Annotated in this window: 21 protein-coding genes, 1 tRNA gene, 1 pseudogene and 1 riboswitch; of the genes and pseudogenes, 8 read left to right on the forward strand and 15 right to left on the reverse strand. The window is 66.8% G+C overall.

What is annotated here, in order from left to right:
• The first annotated feature begins 24 nt into the window (after nt 1-24).
• The 5 genes from recJ to BW949_RS17700 all read left to right on the forward strand — a co-directional run bounded on the left by recJ (nt 25) and on the right by BW949_RS17700 (nt 3,439).
• Complete coding sequence (gene recJ, locus BW949_RS02370) at nt 25-1,797, forward strand: single-stranded-DNA-specific exonuclease RecJ (protein ID WP_076363294.1); 1,773 nt, start codon at nt 25-27, stop codon at nt 1,795-1,797.
• Between the two features lie 179 nt (nt 1,798-1,976).
• Nucleotides 1,977-2,051: transfer RNA gene (locus BW949_RS02375), tRNA-Glu, on the forward strand.
• An 88-nt stretch (nt 2,052-2,139) separates the two neighbouring features.
• Nucleotides 2,140-2,751, forward strand: coding sequence for a DUF6538 domain-containing protein (locus tag BW949_RS02380; RefSeq protein WP_143524395.1), 612 nt, complete (start codon nt 2,140-2,142; stop codon nt 2,749-2,751).
• Entirely contained in the window at nt 2,733-3,158 is a 426-nt protein-coding gene (locus BW949_RS02385) for a phage antirepressor KilAC domain-containing protein (protein ID WP_076363296.1), read from the forward strand. The genes BW949_RS02380 and BW949_RS02385 overlap by 19 nt, the downstream gene beginning before the upstream one ends.
• 83 nt (nt 3,159-3,241) lie before the next feature.
• Entirely contained in the window at nt 3,242-3,439 is a 198-nt protein-coding gene (locus BW949_RS17700) for a short-chain fatty acyl-CoA regulator family protein (RefSeq protein WP_076363297.1), read from the forward strand.
• Here the strand turns inward: BW949_RS17700 and BW949_RS02395 are convergent.
• From BW949_RS02395 to BW949_RS02465, 15 genes and pseudogenes are all read right to left on the reverse strand, one after another.
• On the reverse strand, nt 3,409-4,035 hold the full coding sequence (locus BW949_RS02395) for an anaerobic ribonucleoside-triphosphate reductase activating protein (protein ID WP_076363298.1): 627 nt from the start codon (nt 4,033-4,035) through the stop codon (nt 3,409-3,411). The two genes, BW949_RS17700 and BW949_RS02395, sit on opposite strands and share 31 nt — an antisense overlap.
• The gene (nrdD, locus tag BW949_RS02400) at nt 4,028-4,228 is read right to left on the reverse strand and encodes an anaerobic ribonucleoside-triphosphate reductase (RefSeq protein WP_132546389.1); all 201 of its coding nucleotides are present in this window, start codon (nt 4,226-4,228) and stop codon (nt 4,028-4,030) included. Before nrdD ends, BW949_RS02395 begins: the two co-directional genes overlap by 8 nt.
• Nucleotides 4,229-4,241: 13 nt before the next feature.
• Entirely contained in the window at nt 4,242-6,254 is a 2,013-nt protein-coding gene (locus BW949_RS02405; protein WP_235816180.1) for a ribonucleoside triphosphate reductase, read from the reverse strand.
• 17 nt (nt 6,255-6,271) lie between these two features.
• Nucleotides 6,272-7,246 carry a class 1b ribonucleoside-diphosphate reductase subunit beta gene (gene nrdF, locus BW949_RS02410; RefSeq protein WP_076363300.1) on the reverse strand — a complete coding sequence of 325 codons (975 nt, stop codon included), beginning with the start codon at nt 7,244-7,246 and terminating at the stop codon, nt 6,272-6,274.
• 8 nt (nt 7,247-7,254) lie between these two features.
• A complete protein-coding gene (gene nrdE / locus BW949_RS02415) occupies nt 7,255-9,393 on the reverse strand; it encodes a class 1b ribonucleoside-diphosphate reductase subunit alpha (protein WP_076363301.1) in 2,139 nt (712 codons plus the stop codon).
• The gene (nrdI, locus tag BW949_RS02420) at nt 9,375-9,791 is read right to left on the reverse strand and encodes a class Ib ribonucleoside-diphosphate reductase assembly flavoprotein NrdI (protein ID WP_076363302.1); all 417 of its coding nucleotides are present in this window, start codon (nt 9,789-9,791) and stop codon (nt 9,375-9,377) included. The genes nrdE and nrdI overlap by 19 nt, the downstream gene beginning before the upstream one ends.
• Before the next feature lie 5 nt (nt 9,792-9,796).
• The gene (nrdH, locus tag BW949_RS02425; protein WP_076363303.1) at nt 9,797-10,018 is read right to left on the reverse strand and encodes a glutaredoxin-like protein NrdH; all 222 of its coding nucleotides are present in this window, start codon (nt 10,016-10,018) and stop codon (nt 9,797-9,799) included.
• Between the two features lie 110 nt (nt 10,019-10,128).
• Nucleotides 10,129-10,332, reverse strand: a riboswitch (cobalamin riboswitch).
• Nucleotides 10,333-10,396: 64 nt separating this feature from the next.
• Nucleotides 10,397-10,599, reverse strand: a pseudogene (locus BW949_RS17280) (vitamin B12 dependent-methionine synthase activation domain-containing protein); the annotation flags it as partial.
• Nucleotides 10,600-11,859: 1,260 nt separating this feature from the next.
• Nucleotides 11,860-12,294 (reverse strand): DsrE family protein, encoded by a 435-nt coding sequence (locus BW949_RS02435; RefSeq protein ID WP_076363304.1) that lies wholly within the window; start codon nt 12,292-12,294, stop codon nt 11,860-11,862.
• A 163-nt stretch (nt 12,295-12,457) separates the two neighbouring features.
• Complete coding sequence (locus BW949_RS02440) at nt 12,458-12,844, reverse strand: NifB/NifX family molybdenum-iron cluster-binding protein (protein ID WP_076363305.1); 387 nt, start codon at nt 12,842-12,844, stop codon at nt 12,458-12,460.
• Nucleotides 12,845-12,860: 16 nt separating this feature from the next.
• On the reverse strand, nt 12,861-13,367 hold the full coding sequence (locus tag BW949_RS02445) for a lysozyme inhibitor LprI family protein (RefSeq protein WP_076363306.1): 507 nt from the start codon (nt 13,365-13,367) through the stop codon (nt 12,861-12,863).
• Between the two features lie 261 nt (nt 13,368-13,628).
• A complete protein-coding gene (locus BW949_RS02450) occupies nt 13,629-14,594 on the reverse strand; it encodes a glutathione S-transferase family protein (RefSeq protein ID WP_076363307.1) in 966 nt (321 codons plus the stop codon).
• Between the two features lie 17 nt (nt 14,595-14,611).
• The gene (ygiD, locus tag BW949_RS02455; RefSeq protein WP_076363308.1) at nt 14,612-15,442 is read right to left on the reverse strand and encodes a 4,5-DOPA-extradiol-dioxygenase; all 831 of its coding nucleotides are present in this window, start codon (nt 15,440-15,442) and stop codon (nt 14,612-14,614) included.
• A gap of 72 nt (nt 15,443-15,514) precedes the next feature.
• Nucleotides 15,515-15,937: a DoxX family protein gene (locus BW949_RS02460; protein ID WP_076363309.1), complete on the reverse strand. Its 423-nt coding sequence runs from the start codon at nt 15,935-15,937 to the stop codon at nt 15,515-15,517.
• 40 nt (nt 15,938-15,977) lie between these two features.
• Nucleotides 15,978-16,556: an NADPH-dependent F420 reductase gene (locus BW949_RS02465; protein ID WP_076363310.1), complete on the reverse strand. Its 579-nt coding sequence runs from the start codon at nt 16,554-16,556 to the stop codon at nt 15,978-15,980.
• 133 nt (nt 16,557-16,689) lie between these two features.
• Between BW949_RS02465 and BW949_RS02470 the strand changes: the two genes are divergently transcribed.
• The 3 genes from BW949_RS02470 (at nt 16,690) to fabI (ending at nt 21,054) form a co-directional block, all read left to right on the forward strand.
• Nucleotides 16,690-17,586 carry a LysR family transcriptional regulator gene (locus BW949_RS02470; protein ID WP_076363311.1) on the forward strand — a complete coding sequence of 299 codons (897 nt, stop codon included), beginning with the start codon at nt 16,690-16,692 and terminating at the stop codon, nt 17,584-17,586.
• Nucleotides 17,587-17,846: 260 nt separating this feature from the next.
• Nucleotides 17,847-20,063, forward strand: coding sequence for a methyl-accepting chemotaxis protein (locus BW949_RS02475; protein WP_076363312.1), 2,217 nt, complete (start codon nt 17,847-17,849; stop codon nt 20,061-20,063).
• A 226-nt stretch (nt 20,064-20,289) separates the two neighbouring features.
• Nucleotides 20,290-21,054, forward strand: coding sequence for an enoyl-ACP reductase FabI (gene fabI / locus BW949_RS02480; protein ID WP_076363313.1), 765 nt, complete (start codon nt 20,290-20,292; stop codon nt 21,052-21,054).
• Nucleotides 21,055-21,065: the final 11 nt, after the last annotated feature.

Genomic DNA, 21,065 nt, shown 5'->3' on the forward strand with positions numbered 1-21,065 from the left:
GCCGGTTTGGTCCATGAAGGGGCCATGCGCCAATCCCCCCTTTCCCCCGATTCCACCCCGGCCTTCCTCGGGGTCGATTGCTCGCTCGGCGGGCGCCGCTGGATCGGCCCCGGCCTCGAGACCGAACGCCAGGCCGAAGCCATCGCCCAGCGCGCGCGCCTGGCCTTGCCGCTGGCGCGGGTGCTGGCGCGCTCGGGCGTCCTGCCCGAAACCGCCGAAAGCTATCTCGAACCCCGTCTGCGCGACCTGATGCCCGACCCGCGCAGCCTGCGCGACATGCAGACCACGGCCGAACGATTTCTGCGCGCGGTGACGCGGCGCGAACGGATCGCCATCTTCGCCGATTACGACGTGGACGGGGGCGCCTCGGCGGCGCTGCTCCTGGTCTGGCTGCGCGCGATGGGGCGGCCGGCCACGCTCTACATTCCCGACCGCATCGACGAAGGCTATGGTCCCAACGAACCCGCCATGCAGGCGCTGGCGCGCGATCACGACCTGATCCTGTGCGTCGATTGCGGCACGCTCAGCCACGGCCCCATCGCCGCCGCGCAAGGGGCCGATGTGCTGGTGCTCGACCACCACCAGGCGGCCGAGACGCTGCCCCCCGCGCTGGCCGTGGTGAACCCCAACCGCCAGGACGAGAGCGGCGATCTGGGCTATCTGTGCGCCGCCGCGGTGGTCTTCCTGATGCTGGTCGAGGCCAACCGGCAGATGCGCGCACAAGGTCAGACCGGCCCCGACCTGATGGCGATGCTCGACCTCGTGGCGCTGGCGACGGTGGCGGATGTGGCGCCGCTGGTCGGGCTCAACCGGGCGCTGGTGCGCCAGGGGCTGAAGGTGATGGCGCGGCGCGAACGGCCCGGTCTGGTCGCGCTGGCCGATGTGGGCCGGCTGACCGAAGCGCCCTCGGCCTATCATCTGGGCTATGTGCTGGGTCCGCGCGTCAATGCCGGCGGGCGCATCGGCACGCCCGATCTGGGCGCGCGGCTTCTGGCCACCGACGACCCGCACGAGGCCGCCGCCCTGGCCGAGCGGCTGGATGCGCTGAACACCGAACGCCGCGAGATCGAGACCCGTGTGCGCGAGGCCGCCCTGGCCCAGGCCGAGGCCCGCGGGCTGGACGCGCCGCTGGTCTGGGCGGCCGCACCCGACTGGCATCCGGGCGTCGTGGGGATCGTCGCCGCGCGCCTCAAGGAGGCCACCCACCGCCCCGCGATCGTGATGGGGATCGACGGCGACATGGCCAAGGGCTCGGGTCGTTCGGTGCCCGGCGTCGATCTGGGCCGCGCGATCCAGCGGCTGGCCGCCGAGGGGCTGATCGAGAAGGGCGGGGGCCATGCGATGGCGGCCGGGCTGACGGTCGCGCCCGCGCAGATCGAGGCCGCCATGACCCGGCTGGCCGAGCTGCTGGCGCGCCAGGGTGCGGGCGCCGGCGGGCCGCGCGATCTGCGTCTGGACGGGATGCTGATGCCCGGCGCCGTCACGCCCGAGCTGATCGAGGATCTCGAGCGCGCCGGCCCCTTCGGCCAGGCCGCCCCTGCCCCGCGCTTTGCCTTCCCCGCCATGCGCATCACCAACGCCCGGCGCATCGGCGCGCAGCATCTGCGATTCTCCTTCGGCGAGATCACCGGCCCCCGCCTTGACGCCGTGGCCTTTGGCGCCTTCGACGGCCCGCTGGGCCCGGCGCTGAGCCAGCCCGGCGCGGGGCTGTTTCATCTGGCCGGCAAGCTGGAAATCAACAGCTGGGGCGGACGCAACCGCGTGCAACTGCGCCTCGACGACGCCGCAAGCGCCTGAAATCGCGCCTCATTTGACCCGCCCGGCGGGGTGTCGAAGAAAGTTGCCGCGGGGCTGAAATTTTCCCTTGCACAGCCCCGCGCGCTGTCCTAAACACCGCCTCACGCCAGAGACGGAAACGCTCTGGACGCCAGCGAAAGCGCCCCGCCCGCCGGATCGCCGACGCAAACAAGTGAAGTGGCCCGTTCGTCTATCGGTTAGGACGCCAGGTTTTCAACCTGGAAAGAGGGGTTCGATTCCCCTACGGGCTGCCATTTCCTCGATCTCCCTTTGTTCATTGATTTCCTGGGGACATCTCCTCATATCTCAGGACAAGACTAGGTACACCTGACGCGCGGGAAGGTGTCAAACTATCTCATCAAGCAAGACAACGCGTGGTCCGTGAAGGTCTCGATCCCCGCTGATGTGCAGCATATATTTGGCAAGCGGGCCTTCAAGAAGGCGCTCAAGACAACCGACAAGACCATCGCCATCGCCCGTAGCGGCCCGCTGATCGCGGAATTCAAAGCCGCCATCGAAGAAGCGCGGGGCAATCCGACGCAACACCTGGATGAGTTCCCCGCCAAGACGCGGGCACATATTCTGAAGGCCAAGAAGGATCCCGACACCGATCCCGAAGCCATTCTGTGCATGGAGGAGATCGTTCTGGATCGCCTGTTGGCGGCTCATCGGGTACCACACCCGGAGCTTTTGCCCGAGAATGCAGAACCCGAGGTCGCCAAGGCGTACAAGGTCGCGACCGGGCGGCTCACCCCTTTCGATGAAGCGCTGGAAAACTATATCGAGAGCCGGAAAGTCGAACCGAAGACCGCCGACAAGGACCGGCATGCGATCAAGAAATTCGCCGCGAGGGTGCACGCCGTCGAGGACGTGAACCGGCAGGCGGTCAAGGCCGCAACTTCGATCCCTCGAAGATCCTCGAAAGCCCGGCGGCGATGCGCGGCCTGCTGCTGACCTACACCGAAAAGGTAATCGCCCTGGAAGCCGAAGTCGATGACATGCGCGAGGATGTCGAGGCGCACGAACGGCTGACGAAGGCGGACGGATCGCTGTCGATCACCGAGACGGCGAAAACGCTGTCGCTGCGCCCGAAAAACCTGTTTCAGTGGTTGTCGCAGAACGGCTGGATCTACAAGCGCCCGAACGGCGGCACGTGGCTGGGCTACCAGACGAAGTGCAATCAGGGCCTGCTGGAACACAAGACGACGACGGTGCTGCGCGCGGACGGATCGGAGAAGATCACCGAGCAAGTGCGTGTCACGCCGAAGGGGCTGTCGAAGCTGGCGAAGATCATTCATCCGACTGCCAGCCTCATCGCCTGGCCGAACCGCCGCCAGCCCCGTCCCTACGGCCCTTCTTGAGGAGAGCGGCCGGGGCTGGCTCATCTCATCAACCCCAAACGCCGCAGCGGAAATGAGGCCGATCAGTCAGCCATCAACCCCGTATGCCGGCGAACCTCTATTCCAAGGGGCTCGATCTGGCCGATCCGGCAGCGGTCACGCCGATCGGGGCGGGATGCAAGGTGTGCCCGCGCGAGGGCTGTTCGCAGCGCGCCTTTCCGATGCTGGGGCGGCCTCTGACGGTCGCCCCAAGTCGCGCGCAGTTCGCTCCCTACGCGCAGGCCGCGGCGCAGAGATCGTGATCGGCGCAGCCTTCCGCGCGGAAAGGTTGACGGCGCGAGGGCGTCAGGCCGAGCGCCGCCAGCTCTGCATCCATGCGCGCCAGGTCGACGGCGCCTAACAGCGCGGGGTGCACGGTGGTCCGCAGGTCGAACGCCACACCGCTGTCGCGCAGCAGGATCAGGCTCTCGCGCGCCTTCGCCCCGCTGCCGCGGGCGCCGGTGATCCGGTCATAGGCATCGAAGGGCGCCTTGACGTCGAACCCCACCCAGTCGAGCAGCGGCAAGGCCTGCGCCAGCCGGGCCGGGTAAGGCCCGCCGGTGTGCAGCCCGGTGCGGAACCCCATCGCCCGGATGTTGCTGAGCGCCTCCGTCAGACCCTTTTGCAGCGTCGGCTCGCCGCCCGAGATCACGACCCCGTCCAGCAGGCCCCTGCGGCGGATTAGCAGCGCTGCCACCTCATCCCAGGGTATCGTGCCCGGTCCGGCGGGGATCAGCGTGGTGTTGTGGCAGTACCGACAGGCCCAGGGGCAACCCTGACAGAACAGCACCGCCACCAGTTCGCCGGGCCAGTCGACGCTGGAATGAGGCTCGAGCCCCGCGACCGCGATCTCAGCCAAGTCGCGCCTCGGCCTCGTCGAAATAGACGCGTTCGGCCGCCTCGCCCTTCTTGCCGGTGTTGAAGGAGGCGACGGGGCGGTGATAGCCCATCACGCGGGTCCAGACCTCGCAGCGGGTGCGTTCCTCGTCGTTGATCTCGATCTCGTCGGCCAGATCGGATTCCAGATCGGACATGGTCAGGGGCTTGTTCATCAGGGGGTCTCCTTCAGCTTGCTTTGAGTTGGGCGCGTTTCGCCGCCCGCAGTTCGGCGTCGCAGATCGGGCAGAACTCGTGCTCGCCCGCGATGTAGCCGTGTTTCGGGCAGATCGAGAATGTGGGCGTCACGGTGATGTAGGGCAGGCGGAAATTCTCCAGCGCCCGGCGGACCAGCTTCTTGCAGGCCTCGGCCGAAGATACGCGTTCGCCCATGTAAAGGTGCAGGACGGTGCCGCCGGTGTATTTCGCCTGAAGCGGCTCCTGGTGTTCCAGCGCGGCAAAGGGATCGGCGGTCCAGCCCACCGGCAACTGGGTGGAGTTGGTGTAATAGGGCTGATCCTCGGGCCCTGCCTGCAGGATGCCGGGGAAGCGCTTGCGGTCCTCACGTGCGAAGCGGTAGGTCGTGCCCTCGGCCGGTGTGGCCTCGAGATTGTACATGTGCCCGGTCTCTTCCTGATAGGCCACCATTCGGGCGCGCAGATGGTCCATGAATCGCAGGGCGAAGGTCTGGCCCCACTTTGTCGAGATATCCTCCGCATCGCCGGTGAAATTGCGGATCATCTCGTTCACGCCGTTCACGCCGAGCGTCGAGAAATGGTTCCTGAGCGTGCCGAGATAGCGCTTGGTGTAGGGAAACAGGCCCAGGTCGATATGACGCTGGATCACCTTGCGCTTGATCTCCAGGCTCGTGCGCGCGATCCCGGCCAGCCGGTCCAGTGCGGCCAGCAGCGCCGCCTCGTCGCCCTTGTGCAGATGCCCCAGCCGGGCGCAGTTGATGGTGACGACACCCAAGCTGCCGGTCTGCTCGGCCGATCCGAACAGCCCGTTGCCGCGTTTCAGAAGCTCGGTCAGGTCGAGTTGCAGCCGGCAGCACATCGAGCGGACCATGTGCGGCTCCAGCTCGGAATTTACGAAGTTCTGGAAATAGGGCAGCCCGTATTTCGCTGTCATCTCGAAGAGATACCCGGCGTTTTCGCTGTCCCAGGGGAAGTCGGAGGTGATGTTGTAGGTCGGGATCGGGAAGGTGAAGACCCGCCCCTTGGCGTCACCGGCAGTCATCACCTCCATATAGGCGCGGTTGATCATGTCCATTTCGGACTGCAACTCGCCATAGGTGAAATCAACCTCGCGCCCGGCGACAATCGGCACTTGTTCGCGCAGATCCTCGGGACAGGTCCAGTCGAAGGTGAGGTTGGTAAAGGGCGTCTGCGTGCCCCAGCGCGAGGGCACGTTCAGGTTGTAGATGAATTCCTGCATCGCCTGCCGGACCTGATCGTAGGTCAGGCGATCGCGCCGGACGTAAGGCGCCAGATAGGTGTCAAAGGAACTGAACGCCTGCGCGCCGGCCCATTCGTTCTGCAAGGTGCCCAGGAAATTGACGATCTGGCCAAGGGCGCTGGACAGATGGGCGGGCGGGCCAGATTCGATGGTGCCGGGAACGCCGTTCAGCCCCTCGCGCAGCAGCGTGCGCAAAGACCAGCCCGCGCAATAACCCGCGAACATGTCCAGATCGTGGATATGGATGTCGCCCTCGCGATGGGCCTGGCCGACCTCGGGCGGATAGATATGCGACAGCCAGTAATTCGCCGTAACCTTGCCGGAGGTGTTCAGGATCATCCCGCCCAGCGAATAGCCCTGGTTGGCGTTCGCGTTCACCCGCCAATCCGACCGGTCGAGATATTCGTTGATCGAGCGTTCCACATCGACCAGCGTGCGCCGGTCCTCGCGCAGGCGCGCGTGCTGTTCGCGGTAGACGGCATAGGCGCGCACCGTGGCGATGCAATTGGCCCCGATCAGCGCCTGTTCGACGGCATCCTGAATGTCCTCGATCCCGGGCGCGCCGCCCGCGTGGCGGTAGGACAGCACGCGCACCACCTGATCGGTCAGACGTTGCGCCTCGGCGGTGTCGAACTCGCCCGTGGACTCGGCCGCACGGGCGATGGCGCGCGCGATCCGGCCGGCGTCGAAGGGAACCGTCTGCCCGTCGCGGGTGATCACGGATTTGGGGGAAAGCGCGGTCATCTTGTCTCCAGACATGATCAGAAATCCCAATCCTCGTCCTCGGTCGCTACAGCCTTGCCGATGACGTAGGAGGAGCCGCTGCCCGAGAAGAAATCGTGGTTCTCGCTGTCAGGGCTGAGCGCGGCGAGGATCGCGGGGTTCACCTCGCAGGCGGCGTGCGGAAACAGCGCCTCGTAGCCGAGGTTCTGCAGCGCCTTGTTGGCGTTGTAGTGGAGGAACGCCTTGACGTCCTCGGTCAGGCCGATGCCGTCATACAGCCCTTCGGTATAGCGTGCCTCGATCTCGTAGAGGTCGAAGATCAGCGCGAAGGCGAAGTCCTTGATCGTGGCACGCTCGGCCGCGGACAGACGGTCCTGCGCGCGCTGGAACTTGTAGCCGATGTAATAGCCGTGGATCGCCTCGTCTCGGATGATCAGGCGGATCAGATCGGCGGTGTTGGTCAGTTTGGCCCGGCTGGACCAGTACATCGGCAGGTAGAAGCCCGAATAGAACAGAAAGCTCTCCAGAAAAACGCTGGCGATCTTGCGGCGCAGGGGATCGGCATCAGCGTCGTATTCGTCGAGGATCAGTCGCGCCTTGGCCTGCAGATGCGGGTTTTCCTCGGACCAGCGGAACGCCTCGTCGACCTCGCGGGTCTGGCAGAGCGTCGAGAAGACCGACGAATAGCTGCGCGCGTGCACCGCCTCCATGAAGGCGATGTTGGTCAGCACCGCCTCTTCGTGCGGGGTCTGCGCGTCGGGCAGCATCGCCGGTGCGCCGACCGCGTTCTGGATCGTGTCGAGCAGCGTCAGGCCGGTGAAGACGCGGATCGTCAGCTCGCGCTCTTCGGGGCGGAGCGTCGCCCAGCTTTGGACATCGTTGGACAAAGGCACCTTTTCGGGCAGCCAGAAATTGACCGTCAGGCGGTTCCAGACCTCGAGGTCCTTGTCGTCCTGCAGCCGGTTCCAGTTGATCGCGCGGGGAATGGGACGGGTTTCGATTGTGTCTTTCACGTCGGGCCTCACAGCGAGCAGGAAACGCAGCCCTGCACCTCGGTCCCGCTCAGGGGGGGCTGGCGCAGGCGAACGTAGTAGATGGTCTTGATCCCCTTCTTCCAGGCGAGGATCTGGGCGCGATTGATATCGCGCGTCGTGGCCTCGGCCGGGAAGAACAGGGTCAGCGACAGGCCCTGGTCGACATGCTCGGTCGCGGCGGCATAGGTGTCGATGATCGCCTCCGGTCCGATCTCGTAGGCGTCGCGGTAGTAGTCGAGGTTGTCGTTGGTCATGAACGGCGCGGGATAGTAGACGCGGCCGATCTTGCCCTCCTTGCGGATCTCGATTTTCGAAACGATCGGGTGGATCGAAGAGGTGGAATTATTGATGTAGCTGATCGAGCCGGTGGGTGGCACCGCCTGCAGGTTCCGGTTGTAAAGCCCGTCCTGCATCACGGCATCGCGCAGCGCCGCCCAATGCCCCCGCGTCGGCAATTCGACCCCGAACCGCTCGAAAAGAGCGCGTACGGCGTCGGTCTCGGGCAGCCAGTCGCGGGTGACGTATTTCTCGAAGAACGTGCCATCGGCGTATTTCGAGCGCTCGAAACCGACGAAGCTCTGCCCCTTTTCTCGCGCCAGCGCGTTCGAGGCGCGCAGCGCGTGATAGGCCACGGCCGCGAAATAGACCCGGGTGAAGTCGATGCCTTGCGCGCTGCCGTAGTGGATGCGCTCGCGGGCCAGGAACCCGTGCAGGTTCATCTGACCCAGGCCAACGGCATGTGCCTCGTCATTGCCGCGGCGGATCGAGGGGACGCTGTCGATGGCGGACATTTCCGATACCGCGGTCAGGGCCCGGATCGCGGTTTCAACCGTCGCCCCGAAATCCGGCCCGTCCATCGTGGCCGCGATGTTCAGCGAGCCGAGGTTACAGGAAATATCGGTGCCGAGGTGGCGATAGCTCAGGTCATCCTCGAAGTCCGACGCCTCGTTCACCTGCAGGATTTCCGAACACAGGTTCGACATGGCGATCCGCCCCGCCACCGGGTTCGCACGGTTCACCGTGTCCTCGAACATGATATAGGGATAGCCGCTTTCGAACTGGATCTCGGCCAGCGTCTGGAAGAAGTCGCGCGCGTTGATTTTGCTTTTCCTGATGCGCTTGTCGTCGACCATCTCGTCGTATTTCTCGCTCACCGAGATGTCCGAGAACGGGACGCCATAGACGCGCTCGACGTCATGGGGCGAAAAGAGGTACATCTCCTCGTTGCGTTTCGCCAGTTCGAAGGTGATGTCGGGAATAACGACACCCAGCGACAGCGTCTTGATCCGGATCTTCTCGTCGGCATTCTCGCGCTTGGTGTCGAGGAAACGCAGGATATCGGGGTGGTGGGCGTTCAGATAGACCGCCCCCGCCCCCTGCCGTGCGCCCAACTGGTTGGCGTAACTGAACGAGTCCTCCAAGAGTTTCATCACCGGGATCACGCCCGAGGACTGGTTCTCGATCCCCTTGATGGGGGCGCCATGCTCGCGGATGTTGGTCAGCATCAGGGCCACCCCGCCGCCGCGTTTGGACAGTTGCAGCGCGGAATTGATCGCCCGGCCGATTGACTCCATGTTGTCCTCGACACGCAGCAGGAAGCACGAGATCAATTCGCCCCGGCTTTTCTTGCCGGCGTTCAGGAAGGTCGGCGTCGCGGGCTGGAAGCGGCCCGAGATGATCTCTTCCATCAACCGCATCGCCAGCGCCTCGTCGCCACGTGCCAGCGCAAGGGCCACCATCACCACGCGGTCTTCGTAGCGTTCCAGATAGCGCTGCCCGTCGCGGGTCTTGAGCGTGTAGGAGGTGTAATATTTGAACGCGCCGAGGAAGGTGGGGAAGCGGAACTTCCGCGCATAGGCCGCATCCCAGATCGCCGCGAGAAAGGTCTTCGAATACTGGTCGAGAAGCCCGGACTCGTAATAGCCTTCGTCCACCAGATAGCCGAGCTTTTCGTCGAGGCTGTGGAAGAACACCGTGTTCTGGTTGACGTGTTGCAGGAAATACTGCCGCGCGGCCATGCGGTCGGCGTCGAAACGGATGCGCCCGTCCTCGTCATAGAGGTTCAGCATCGCGTTCAGCGCGTGGTAGTCGAGCGTCGGCGCGTCCTTCAGGCCGTGGTCGAGCATTCCGTCCTCCAGAACTCTGCAAGCCCCGCGCGGACGCGGGCGATGTCGGCCTCGGTGCCGGCCAGTTCGAACCGGTAGAGCACCGGAACGGCGCATTTGCGGGCGATGACCTCGCCCGAGGCCGCGAAGAATGCGCCGAAATTGCGGTTGCCGCTGGCGATCACGCCCTTCAGGCGGCCGCGGGTGCCGGGATCGTTGAGAAACCGGATCACCTGTTTCGGCACGGCGCCCCGGCCCGTCCCATCGGCATAGGTCGGGCAGATCAGCACGAAGAGGCCGTCCGGGCGGGGCATCGCATACTCGGCGCGGATCGGAATGCGCGCCGCCGACAGGCCGAGGGCTGCGACGAAGCGCGCGGTATTGCCTGACGCGGAGGAATAGAAGACGAGCCCGCCCATCGCCGTCAGGCCAGCCGGCCGATCAGGTCGGGGCGGAACCCCGCCCAGTGATCCTCGCCCGCGATGACGACCGGCGCCTGGCGATAGCCGAGCTCGGTCACGTGGCTCATCGCCGCGTCGTCCTCGGTCAGGTCGATCACCTCAAAGCTCAGCCCACGCGCCTCAAGCGCGCGTGTCGTGGCCGTGCACTGCACGCAGGCCGGTTTGGAATAGACGGTGATGGTCATCTCTCGCCCCATTGTCTGCCGTTTCCGGTCGGGCCTGGGGACACGAGAGCCATGGCGGCGGGTCAGCCCGCCGCGGATCGCACACGCACCCCGAGGCCCTCCGCCTCTGGTTGTCGTCGTCCGTCACGGCAGGTCTCCTGACTTGCGGGTCTTTGCTTGGCTGGCCTTCCCGGGACGTGTCCCAGTGGCGTATTCAGCGTCGCTCGCCGCTCACAGTTGCGGGGGCAGCGCCGGATTTGGACCTGACGGGTCCGCACCGGCTTCCCTCTTTCGTTTCCGAGTCGCCCCGGAAAACCATGACGCAACCAATAGGCATCGAATCGCGCCACCTGTCAATATGTGGTATTCTTGGACGGCCACTTCACGAGGTGTTGCGCCCGGGACGTAGTTCAGCACCGGGGCTAGCCAGCGCTCGGCCTCGTCCACCTCCATGCCCTTGCGGGGCGCGTAATCCTCGACCTGGTCGCGCTCGACCTTGCCGACGCCGAAAAAATGCTGTCGCGATGACCGATACAGAGACCGGAGACCGAGGAACCGGGCCACATCGCCATGCTTTCGGTCAGGCTCACCCCGGCCGCCGCCGTCGATCTGCTTCTTTTCGGTTCCGATCCTGTTCGGGCCGGAATGGCGCGCGCCCCCCAACAGCTTGGGTTCCGGCAATCCGGGCTGAAAGAGACGGCCTGAGGCCAACCAAGGCGCAGGGCCGAAAGGCGACGAGTCCCGCGCTGCGGACCACCATCAGGGAGCGTATCTCTCTCGTATACGGCGAATGGCAGGTCTGGCGAAAACTGCACAGCGGCGACGCGCACAATGGCGAATACCATCTCTGGCCGACATCGCTCTTCATCCCTCACGGCGGCACCCAGTTTGCGCCGATCGCTATCTGCGCATTCCCGCCGCTCGGGCATAGCACAGCGAATCTCTGATGAAAGATCGAGGCGACGGCCGCCCGTGAGCGCTGCGAATGGCAGCGCTTCCAGATCTTGGCGAGCTGCTTCGCCTCTGCAGCGAACGGCAGCTATCCGCCCAGATCGTCAGCGCCCCCGACAAATGCTCTCGCAGGGGACACCGTCCTTGTCCCGATCCAGCCGTCCGCCCCAGCTGCAGTTAGCCAGCAGCCACCGAGCTTCCGCGCAGCTCCCGATCTGCGAGCCCATCTTCCTGGGGCTACAGGAATAGGAAGACGCCACACGAAGAGGCAAGAGCGGCTCACGCGCGCTGGCGTCGTCCGCAAATGCGTGCACGCGGGTCATGCCCAGCACGGCGACTAGAGCGGCGCTCGTCCGGATCACCTTCGCCCCCTGCGCCAATCCCAAGGCATCACGAAATCGCTCGCCCAGATGCCGCGCCGCTCGCGCGCGCGATCAAGCGCGCGTAGCGATCCTGCGTGCGCTCTGCAAGCTCGCGCAGGCGGATGCTGCCATGGTGCCCGCACTGTCGGCAGGTGAGGTAGAGGCGCAGGGTTGAGACGGCGGTGACCCTAGCAGGACGGGCGAACTAAAGCGAATGCTGAACGAAATGAGCGAACGCTACGGCGAACAAGTCGTGCCGCAAGAAAAAAGCAGCCCCCGTAGGGACGGTAGTTGCCCTTGGCACTTAAGGGAACTTGCGTCAGGCGGCGACGGCGTAGGTGCTGCGGCAAACTTCAAAAGCGCGGGCACGACCCGACGCGGTGACGCGTGTAAAGCGGCACGACAGCGGCCCGCCGTTGTCTCATTCAACCAGATCGAAACCGGCCAGAAGCGGCGGAGAGCTTACATCATCCCGGAAACGGTCCAGGAGATGGGGAACAGCTCAGAGCGCACCGGGCCGGGGATCGCGCCCCGCCCGGTGCGCCTTGATCAGAACGACCAGACGCGGGTGCCGCTTTCCAGCAGCACTTCGGCCATGGCCGGGGGTTGGGCGACGGTGACGCCGTCCATCAGCGCCTGGGGCGCAAGGCCCTTGCCCGGCAGATAGAGCGCGCAGACCTCGGCTTTCGCGCCCTTTTCGATCGCGGTTTGCAAGAGCCCCCGCGGACTGGCGCCTTTCGGCGGCTGGGGCGCGGTGGCGGACTCGGGGGCGTCCCTGAGCGCGATATCGGCCGCCGCACCGCACAGAAGGATGCGGGTCTCGACCCCGCGATCGAGCGCCTGATGCGTCAGGATCATGCTCATCAGCTGGGTCTGCGGATCGGCGTCGGTAACCACGGTGGCCAGCTTCCACACATCCTTGGCCAAGGCCGGCGTGCCCGCCAGCATCAGCGCAAGGGGGATGATCTTGAGGGTCTTGAACATGGGCTCTCCCTTTTCGATGCGAATTTCGAACAGGGAAAATATAATGTATATCTTTAATATATGAATATGAAATGCGCCCTTTCGGAGCCCCTGACGCGAATGTGAGCGCCCCCCCCCTCGCAAGCGCGCCGCGCAAGGCCCCTCGCCCGCGCGGCGCCGGGGCTCAGCCGTGATCGCAGCCGTCCCCGTGGTCATGCCCATGCGTATGGTCGTGCTCGTGCGGGGCGCCGGGCGGCAGGCGGCCTTCCACGAAGGCCTGGGCGGCCGCCACCGGATCGGGCTCGGACGTGGCCGCGGCCGCGATCCCGCGCATCGACATGCGCCGGGCAAAGCCCTCGCCCACGCTGGCGGCGATGACCGCATCGACCTCGTAGAGCGGGTGCGGGCCGTCCCCCTTGTAATCGTGCAGCGCCATGCCCTTGGGCAGGTCAAGGCGGCCCACCTCGCGGACGGGCGCGCCCGGCTCGGCTTCGAAAAGGAAGAACCGGCGCGTGCGCCCGACATGCGAGGTCACGGTCCGGAAGTTCTGGCTGGCGACAGCAATGCGCATCTGGGTCTTTCCTGGTTCAACGGTGATAATTGGCGCCGCGTTCAAGCAGCAGCGTCTGGCCGGCGGTCTGTTGCAACATGCAATCGGCCACGACGACCATGCGCCGGGGCTCGCCGCGCAGCAGCATCGAATCGAAGGTGCAGCGCCACTCGGTCCAGTCCTTCCAGGCGTCCTGGATCTCGACCAGATCGTCGGTCAGGCGCGGCGCGCCGCGCGCGATCATGTCCAGGTGCCGGGCATCCAGCGTCGCGGCATGTTTCATCATCCGGTCATAGGCCAAGGCAAGCTGGTCCTGCCACCATTCGGTTTCGGCATTGATGCACAGGGCCTTGTCCAGCGGATTGGGGTTGGGCAGCGCCGCCCGACAGGCCTTGGCGGACACGCCGATACAGGCGCGCCGCGCGCTGTCCGACCGCGCCGCCTTCAGGCAGCTTTCGGTGTCGGGAAAGTCCGCCGGCTCTTCGGCCTGGGCGGCACCGGCCCCGCCCAGAAGCAGGGCGGAAAGCAATAACGTCCGGAACATGTCGGCATCCTTCGCACATCAGCTGGGCGATCGGCCTGCCGCGGCGGCCACGGGGCGCGCGCGCGAGACAAGGGCGCGACATAGGCGCCGTCCCCGCATGCCGGGACAGGACACGACCGCTGTATAGAGGCGAACATAGGGCGCCTTGCCAAAATAACAAACATCTTGGATGTATATTTTGAAATACCTGAGTGCTTCGGTCGCAGGGCCCGTGCATCAGCCCGTGCACCAGCCCCTGCCCAGCCCCCTGCCCGCGCGCCGTCAGTCCGCCTGAACCATCAGCCGCGCCACATGCGCAGGCCCCGTCGGCACGATGCCGGTCGGGTTGAGCGCCTTGATCGCGTAATAGCCGCGGGTGATGTGGTCCATGTCCACCGTCTCGCGCAGACCCGGCACCGCCAGCATCCGCGCCAGATAGGCCGAAAGGCGCGGGTAATCGGCAATCTGGCGGCGGTTGGTCTTGAACAGCCCGTGATAGGCCGCGTCGAACCGGATCAGCGTGACGAACAGCCGGATGTCGGTCTCGGTCAGCCGGTCGCCGAAGACGAAGGGCCCCGCCAGCCGCGTCTCGAGCGCATCGAGCGTGGCAAAGACGCCCGCGACCGCCTCGTCATAGGCGGCCTGGGTGCTGGCGAAGCCGGCCTTGTAGACGCCGTTGTTGAGGCTGTCATAGATCTCGGCGTTCAGCGCGTCGATCTCGGCGGCAAGGTCTTGCGGATAAAGACGCAGATCCGACGGCACCAGCCCTTCGAAGGCGGTGTCGAACATGCGCAGGATGTCGGCGCTTTCGTTGTTGACCATCACGCCCTGCTTCATGTCCCACAGCACCGGCACCGTGGCGCGGCCGGTGAAATGCGGGTCGGCGCGGGTGTAGATCTGGTGCAGATATTCCGCGCCGAACAGCGGGTCGGCATCGGCCCCCGGTGCACCCCCGAAACGCCAGCCCTGATCGGACATGACCGGATCGACCACCGTCACCGGGATCAGATCGGCAAGGCCCTTGAGCTTGCGCGCGATCAGCGCCCGCGAGGCCCAGGGGCAGATCAGCGCGACATAGAGCCGATAGCGCCCGGCCTCGGCTGCAAAGCCCCCCGTGCCGGTGGGACCGGGGCGGCCGTCGGGCGTGATCCAGTTGCGAAAGCTCGACACCTGGCGCACGAAGCGGCCCTTGTCGTCGGCCTTCTGCACGGGTTTCCAGGCGTCCTGCCACTTTCCGTCAACAAGCATGGGATCTCTCTCTTTTCTCAGCGGGCGTGGAAGACGAAGGACCGCATCGAGATCGAGCCCAGGTCGATCGCATCGGTCATGAAGGTCAGATCGTCGCCCGCATCGGCGGCACCGGCGACGGTCAGCGCGGGCAGGTAATGATCGACCGAGGGGTGCGCCATGTCCAGAAGCGGGCCCAGACGGGCGCGGTCGGTCAGGGCGGCAAGATCGCGGTCACTCAGCCGGTCCGCGAACATCCGGTCGAACTCCAGCGCGAAATCATGGGGTTTCTCCTTCGCCCCCCAACTGACCGCGCGCAGGTTATGCACCACATTGCCCGACCCCAGGATCAGGACGCCGCGGTCGCGCAGCCCGGCCAGAACCCGCCCGATCTCGAGCTGATGCGCAAGCCCGCGCGACATGTCCACCGACACCTGAAACACCGGCACATCGGCGTCGGGATAGAGATATTTCAGCACCGTCCAGGCGCCGTGATCAAGGCCCCATTCGTCATCGGTCTGCGCGTGATGGCGGGCCAGCAGCGCGCCGATCTCGCGCGCCAGATCGGGGGCGCCGGGGGCGGGATAGCGCTGCGCGAACAGCGCCTCGGGAAAGCCGTAGAAGTCGTGGATGGTGCGCGGATGGCGCGAGATATCCACCAGCGTGGTGCCCCGGCTCATCCAATGCGCCGAGACGACCAGGATCGCCTGCGGCCGCGGCAGGGCCTGACCCAGCGCGCTCCAGGCGCGGCTGTAGGCATTGTCCTCGATGGCGTTCATCGGGCTGCCGTGCCCCAGAAAGACCAGCGGCATCCGGTCCGAGGGGGAGAGCCTGTCGCGCAGGGCGTCAAGGGTCCGGGGGGAAGTCATGTCACGCTCCTTTCGGCGAAGGCGGAGCGCAGGCCGCAAGGGGCGCGGCCTGCGCGAGGGGATCTGCGCGGATCAGGCGAACTGGCCCAGCACCCGGTTCAGCGCGGGAATGCGCAAGGCAGCCCTGCCGCTGCCCAGAAGCGCGATGGCGATCTGAACCACCGTCCAGAAGACCGGGAATTCCCAGCCGCCGCCCGCACCCGAGAACAGCCAGCCATTGCCGGCATGCACCCAGGTCGCGCCCAGAAGGACCGGCACCAGCGCCAGCGCCACCAGACGCGTGGCCACGCCCAGGATCAGCGCCAGCCCGCCCAGCAGCTCGGCCAGGATGATCAGATAGGCCAGGAAGCCCGGCAGCCCGAGGCTTTCGAAGAAGCTGACCGTTCCGGCGATGGTGAAGACATTCACCTTCAGAAGGCCGTGGGCCAGAAACAGCGCGCCGCTCGAGACGCGCAGGAGGGTGGCGGCATGATCGGCAGGGGTCGTGGTGGTCATGTCATGTTCCTTTCGAGAGAGGGGATCGGTCGGGACGGGCTCAGGCGGCGATCTGCCAGTGCGGCGCGATGCCAGTGCCCAGGCCCAGCGCATAGCCAAGCTGGATGTTCAGAAAGCCCAGCGGCTCGAGCGCGCGGGCATTGCGCAGCGGCCCGGCATCGACCGCGACCAGCCCGATCCCCTCGGCCAGCGCCTTGACCCTGGCGCGCACGCCCGCGTCATCGGCCGCCACGAAGGTCTGGAGCGGCTGGCCGTCGATCCGCAGGCCGGTGGCGTAATGGCCCGCGAAGATGGTGTTGAAGGCCTTGGCGACCTTAGCGCCGGGCAGAAGGGCCGCGATCTCCTCGGCGGCCGAGCTGTCATGGCCGACGACAAGGCCCGCGAAATCGGCGCTGATCGGGTTCGACACGTCGATCACCAGCTTGCCGGTGAAATCGGCGCGCCCGGCCAGATCGGCGGCGGCACCATAGGGGGTGGCCAGAATGACGATCTCGGCCGCGGCGACCGCCGGGGCCAGGTCGTCGCCATGGCCCAGCGGCTGGACCTCGTGCCCGGCGGCGGCCAGCGCCCCGGCCAGCCCCGTGCCCACATTGCCCGTTCCGATGATGGCGATCTTCATGTGCGTAATCCTTCTGTGTTCGTTCGGCGGCACCCGCGCCGCCTGTCCTGCAACAGGGATACGGCCTGCACATATTCAACAAAATGGCGAATTATCGGATTGACTATCGTCAATATGTTCTCAATCTGGCGCGATGGATCTTGTCGATGAACTCCGCGCCTTCGTGGCCACCGCGCAGACGGGCTCGTTCACGGCCGCGGCCGACCAGCTGGGCGTGTCGAACCGGCTGACCTCGAAATACGTGGCCGATCTGGAAGGCCGGCTGGGCGTGCGGCTGCTCCAGCGCACCACGCGGCGCGTCGGGCTGACACCGGCGGGGGCGGATCTGCTGGCCCGTGCACCCGCCCTTCTGGATGATCTCGACGACCTGCTGGCCGAGGTCTCGGAAGATGCGCGCGGGCTGTCGGGCATGCTGCGGATCTCGGCGCCGGTGACCTTCGGCGAGATCTATGTCGGCGCCATGCTGGGCCGCTTTGCCGAGGCCCATCCCGGCCTGAAGTTCGATCTGCGCCTGGGCGACGGCTTCGTCGATCTGGCACGTGAGGGGATCGACCTGGCCTTCCGCATCGGGCGGTCCGAGATGCTCTCGCTCAAGGCGCGCAAGCTGGGCGACATCCGCTCGATCGCGGTGGCAAGCCCCGCCTATCTGGCCGCGCATGGCACCCCGCAGACGCCCCAGGATCTGACACGGCACCTGTGCATCGTGGACACCAACCGCCGCCAGCCGCGGCGCTGGCGCTTTGCGACCGATACCGCCGAACATGTGGTCGAGGTCGAGGGCCGCTTCCACGTCAATTCGGCACGCGCGGCGGCGGCGCTGGCCATCGCGGGGCATGGCATCGCGCATGCCCCGCGCTTTGCGCTGACGGGGGCGCTGGCGCAGGGCCAGCTGGTGCCGGTCCTTGAACGATTCGGCGGGCAATCCAGCCCGATCAGCGCGGTCTATCTGGAAGGCCGCGTCCTGCCGCGCAAGGTCCGCGCGTTGATCGACTTTGCGCTGGCCGATATCGGCCGGGCCGACCTTCTCTGAGCCCCCCGCAGGCCGAATCCCCCCCCCCGCAAAACGGGGTGAACAAATCGTTCACCGCGCGCGAAACTTGCATGACGAATGCCCGCGACTTTTCGCAAGAAATCCCCCCGATGCACGTCTTGCGCGCCGGACAGCCGCCACGTTTCAGACCCCGTTCACCCTTTTTCGGGCATCAAGATACCCACGGCCGACACGCGTTTCATGCTGCCGCGGCCGGGGCGGCGATGACGAATGCACTTTCGCTTCGGGGGAGATTGGCAATGACCTGGGCACATGAGATCTGGGCATCGGTGGCGCTGCGGATCGGGGCCTGCATCCTGGCGCTGGGGCTCATGCTGGGGCTGGGCGGCGGCCTGTCGTGGCAGGATTTCGCAGGCTTCCGCGACCATATGCAGGATCTGCGCCAGACCCAGATCCCCGCCTTGCGCGACAATTCGGCGGTGGTCGCGCGGGTGGCGTCGCTGCCGCAGGCCTTTGCCGAGATGCTGGGCGCCGATCAGCCCGAAGGACTTGAGACCGCGCGCCTGGCCGCCGAAGAAAAGGTGGCCGTCTTTGCCGGGCTGAGCGCCAACATGACCGGCCCGCGCGCCCCCGAGATCGGCGCCCGCCTCGAGGGGCTGTCGGACGATATCGCCGAACTGGCCGCGCTTCGCCGCAAGGAGATGGTCGCCCAGGACATTCTGAACGCCGCCCTTCAGGATATCGACGCCGCCGTGGCCACGGTCACGATGGGGTTCAACGATTACAACCCCAAGGACGTGATGCGGCTGCGTTCGGAAATGATCCGCACGCTGGCGGAAACCGACCTGACCGCCTTCGAGCACCGCGCCAATAAGCTGTCGCAGGCGGGCCAGCGGCTGGCGCAATCGGTTCCACGCAAAAGCCCGCAGCACCGCGACCGCCTGCTGGCGTTGACCAGCCCCGCACAGGGGCTGGCCGCGATGCGCCGCGGGCAGCTGGCACTGGCGCTGCAAACGCGTGAGCTGTCCACCCGCGCCCTGCGCAATGTCGAGGCGCTGGCCAGCCTGTCGGCGGCGGCGGGGGATGCCGCGCTCGATCAACTGTCGGGCAAGGCCGAGGGCATGGCCGCCCATATCGCCCGCGCGATGGTCTGGCTGCAACGGATCATGGCGGTCGGCCTGGTCGTGGTGGTGCTGTCCGTCCTTCTGGTGCGCCGCGGCGTCGTGGTGCCGCTGCGCAACCTGGCGGCGCGCACCCACCGGCTGGCCGAGGGCGACACCTCGGCGCTTGACGACATGCCCCGCCGCCGCGGCGAGATCGGCGCGGTTCTCGAGGCGCTGGTGATCTTTCGTGACAACATCCTGGAAAACCGCCGCATGGCCGAGGAAAGCCGCACCGCCGCCGAGACGCGGGCACGCGAACGCGCCGCCGCCGAAGCTCAGCGCCAGGCCGCCGAGCGTGCCGAGATGGCGCGCGAGGCCGAACGCCAGCGCGCGGCGCTGGAGCGCGAGCGCGCCGAGGATGCCGAACGCCGCCGCCTGGCCGAAGCCGCCGAGGCCGAGCGCGCCGCCCGCACCGCCGAGCAGGAGGCCGTGGTCGGGGCGCTGGCCGAGGCGCTGCGTCGGCTGGCGGCGGGGGATCTTTCGGGCCGCATCGAGACGCAATTCCCCGAAGGCTATGAGCGGCTGCGCCACGACTTCAACAACACCATGTCGGTGCTGTGCGACCTCATCACCTCGATCCAGGGCACGACCGGCAGCATCCGCCGCGAGACCGAGACGCTCAATTCGGCCACCGACGAGCTGGCCCGGCGCACCGAACAGAATGCCGCGACGCTGGAGCAAACCGCCGCGGCCATCGCCCAATTGTCCGAAAGCGCCCACGCCGGCGCCGCCCGCGCCCAGGACACCGCCGCCATCGCGCACAAGGTGCACGACCACGCCCGGTCTTCGCAGAAGATCGTGGGCGAAAGCATGCGCGCGATGGAGCGGATCTCGTCCTCGTCCGAGGCGATCACGCGGATCGTGTCGGTGATCGACGATATCTCCTTCCAGACCAACCTCCTGGCGCTGAACGCAGGCGTCGAGGCCGCGCGCGCGGGCGAGGCCGGGCGCGGCTTTGCCGTCGTCGCCTCCGAGGTGCGGGCGCTGGCCCAGCGCGCCTCCGACGCCGCCAGCGAGATCGGCGCGCTGATCTCCGAAAGCCGCGACAATGTCCGCAGCGGGGCCGATCTGGTGACCCGCGCGGGCGAGGCCCTGACCAGCATCCTGAGCGAGATCGACCTGATCTCGCAGAACGTCGCGGCGCTGGCCACGGCCTCGAAGGAGCAATCGAGCGGGATTGCCGAGATCGCCACCGCCACCGCGCAGCTGGACCAGACCACCCAGGCCAATGCCGCGATGTTCATCGAGACCGCAGGCACCGGCGCACGCCTGGCCGAAGAGGCCGAGGCCCTGGCCGCCGCCAGCGCGCATTTCTGCAACGGCGCAGGCGACCCCGGCCGCGCAGCCGCCTGACACGGGCCTGCCCTGCCCGCCCATCGCCCGTGCCACCCGTCGCCCGTGCCACCCGTCGCCCGCGCGGCCCGCAGCCCGCAGCCAGAAACGGCAGCACGGGCGCCCGGAAGATGGGCAGTCCGCAGCCCCCGCCGCCGCGCATTGCTGCACCTGCATCCTTTTCACCGAACCGTCGCGGGACTGAAACCTGATCGGGGCAAGACTGGGCACAACAGGAGGTGTGCGCATGTTCTCACTCGCAGGTCAGAAGGCCCTTGTCGTCGGGATTGCCAATGAACATTCCATCGCCTGGGGCTGCGCGCGGGCGCTGCGGGCCCAGGGCGCGGATCTGGCGGTCACCTGGCTGAACGACAAGGCCGAACCCCATGTCCGCCCGCTGGCCGAAGCCCTGGGGGCCGAGATCGTGGGCCCGCTCGACGTGACGCAGCCCGGCGCGGCCGAAAGCTTCTTTGCCGATCTGGCCGGTCGCTGGGGGCGGCTCGACACGCTGGTCCATTCCATTGCCTTCGCCCCGCGCGCCGATCTGCACGGCCGCGTGGTCGATTGCTCGGCCGAGGGGTTCGCGCTGGCGATGGATATCTCGGTGCATTCCTTCCTGCGTCTGATCCGGCTGTCCGAACCGCTGATGACGGGCGGCGGCACCTGCCTGTCGGTGTCGTTCTTCGGCGCCTCGCGGGTCGTGGCGCATTACAACATGATGGGGCCGGTCAAGGCGGCGCTGGAAAGCGTGGTGCGTTATGCCGCGGCCGAACTGGGCCCCGCGGGGATCCGGGTGCATGCGCTCTCGCCCGGCCCCCTGGCCACGCGCGCGGCCTCGGGGATCGACCATTTCGACGAATTGCTCGAAGATGCGGCCCAGCGCGCGCCCACCCATCACCTTTCCACGATCGACGACGTGGGGGCGATGGCGGCCTTTCTTGCCGCCCCCGAGGCGCGTAACCTGACCGGCGGTATCCACGATATCGACGGCGGCTATTCCATCACCGCCTGAGGAGGCCCCGC

This window comes from Phaeovulum vinaykumarii, assembly GCF_900156695.1.
In the GTDB taxonomy this organism is placed as follows: domain Bacteria; phylum Pseudomonadota; class Alphaproteobacteria; order Rhodobacterales; family Rhodobacteraceae; genus Bieblia_A; species Bieblia_A vinaykumarii.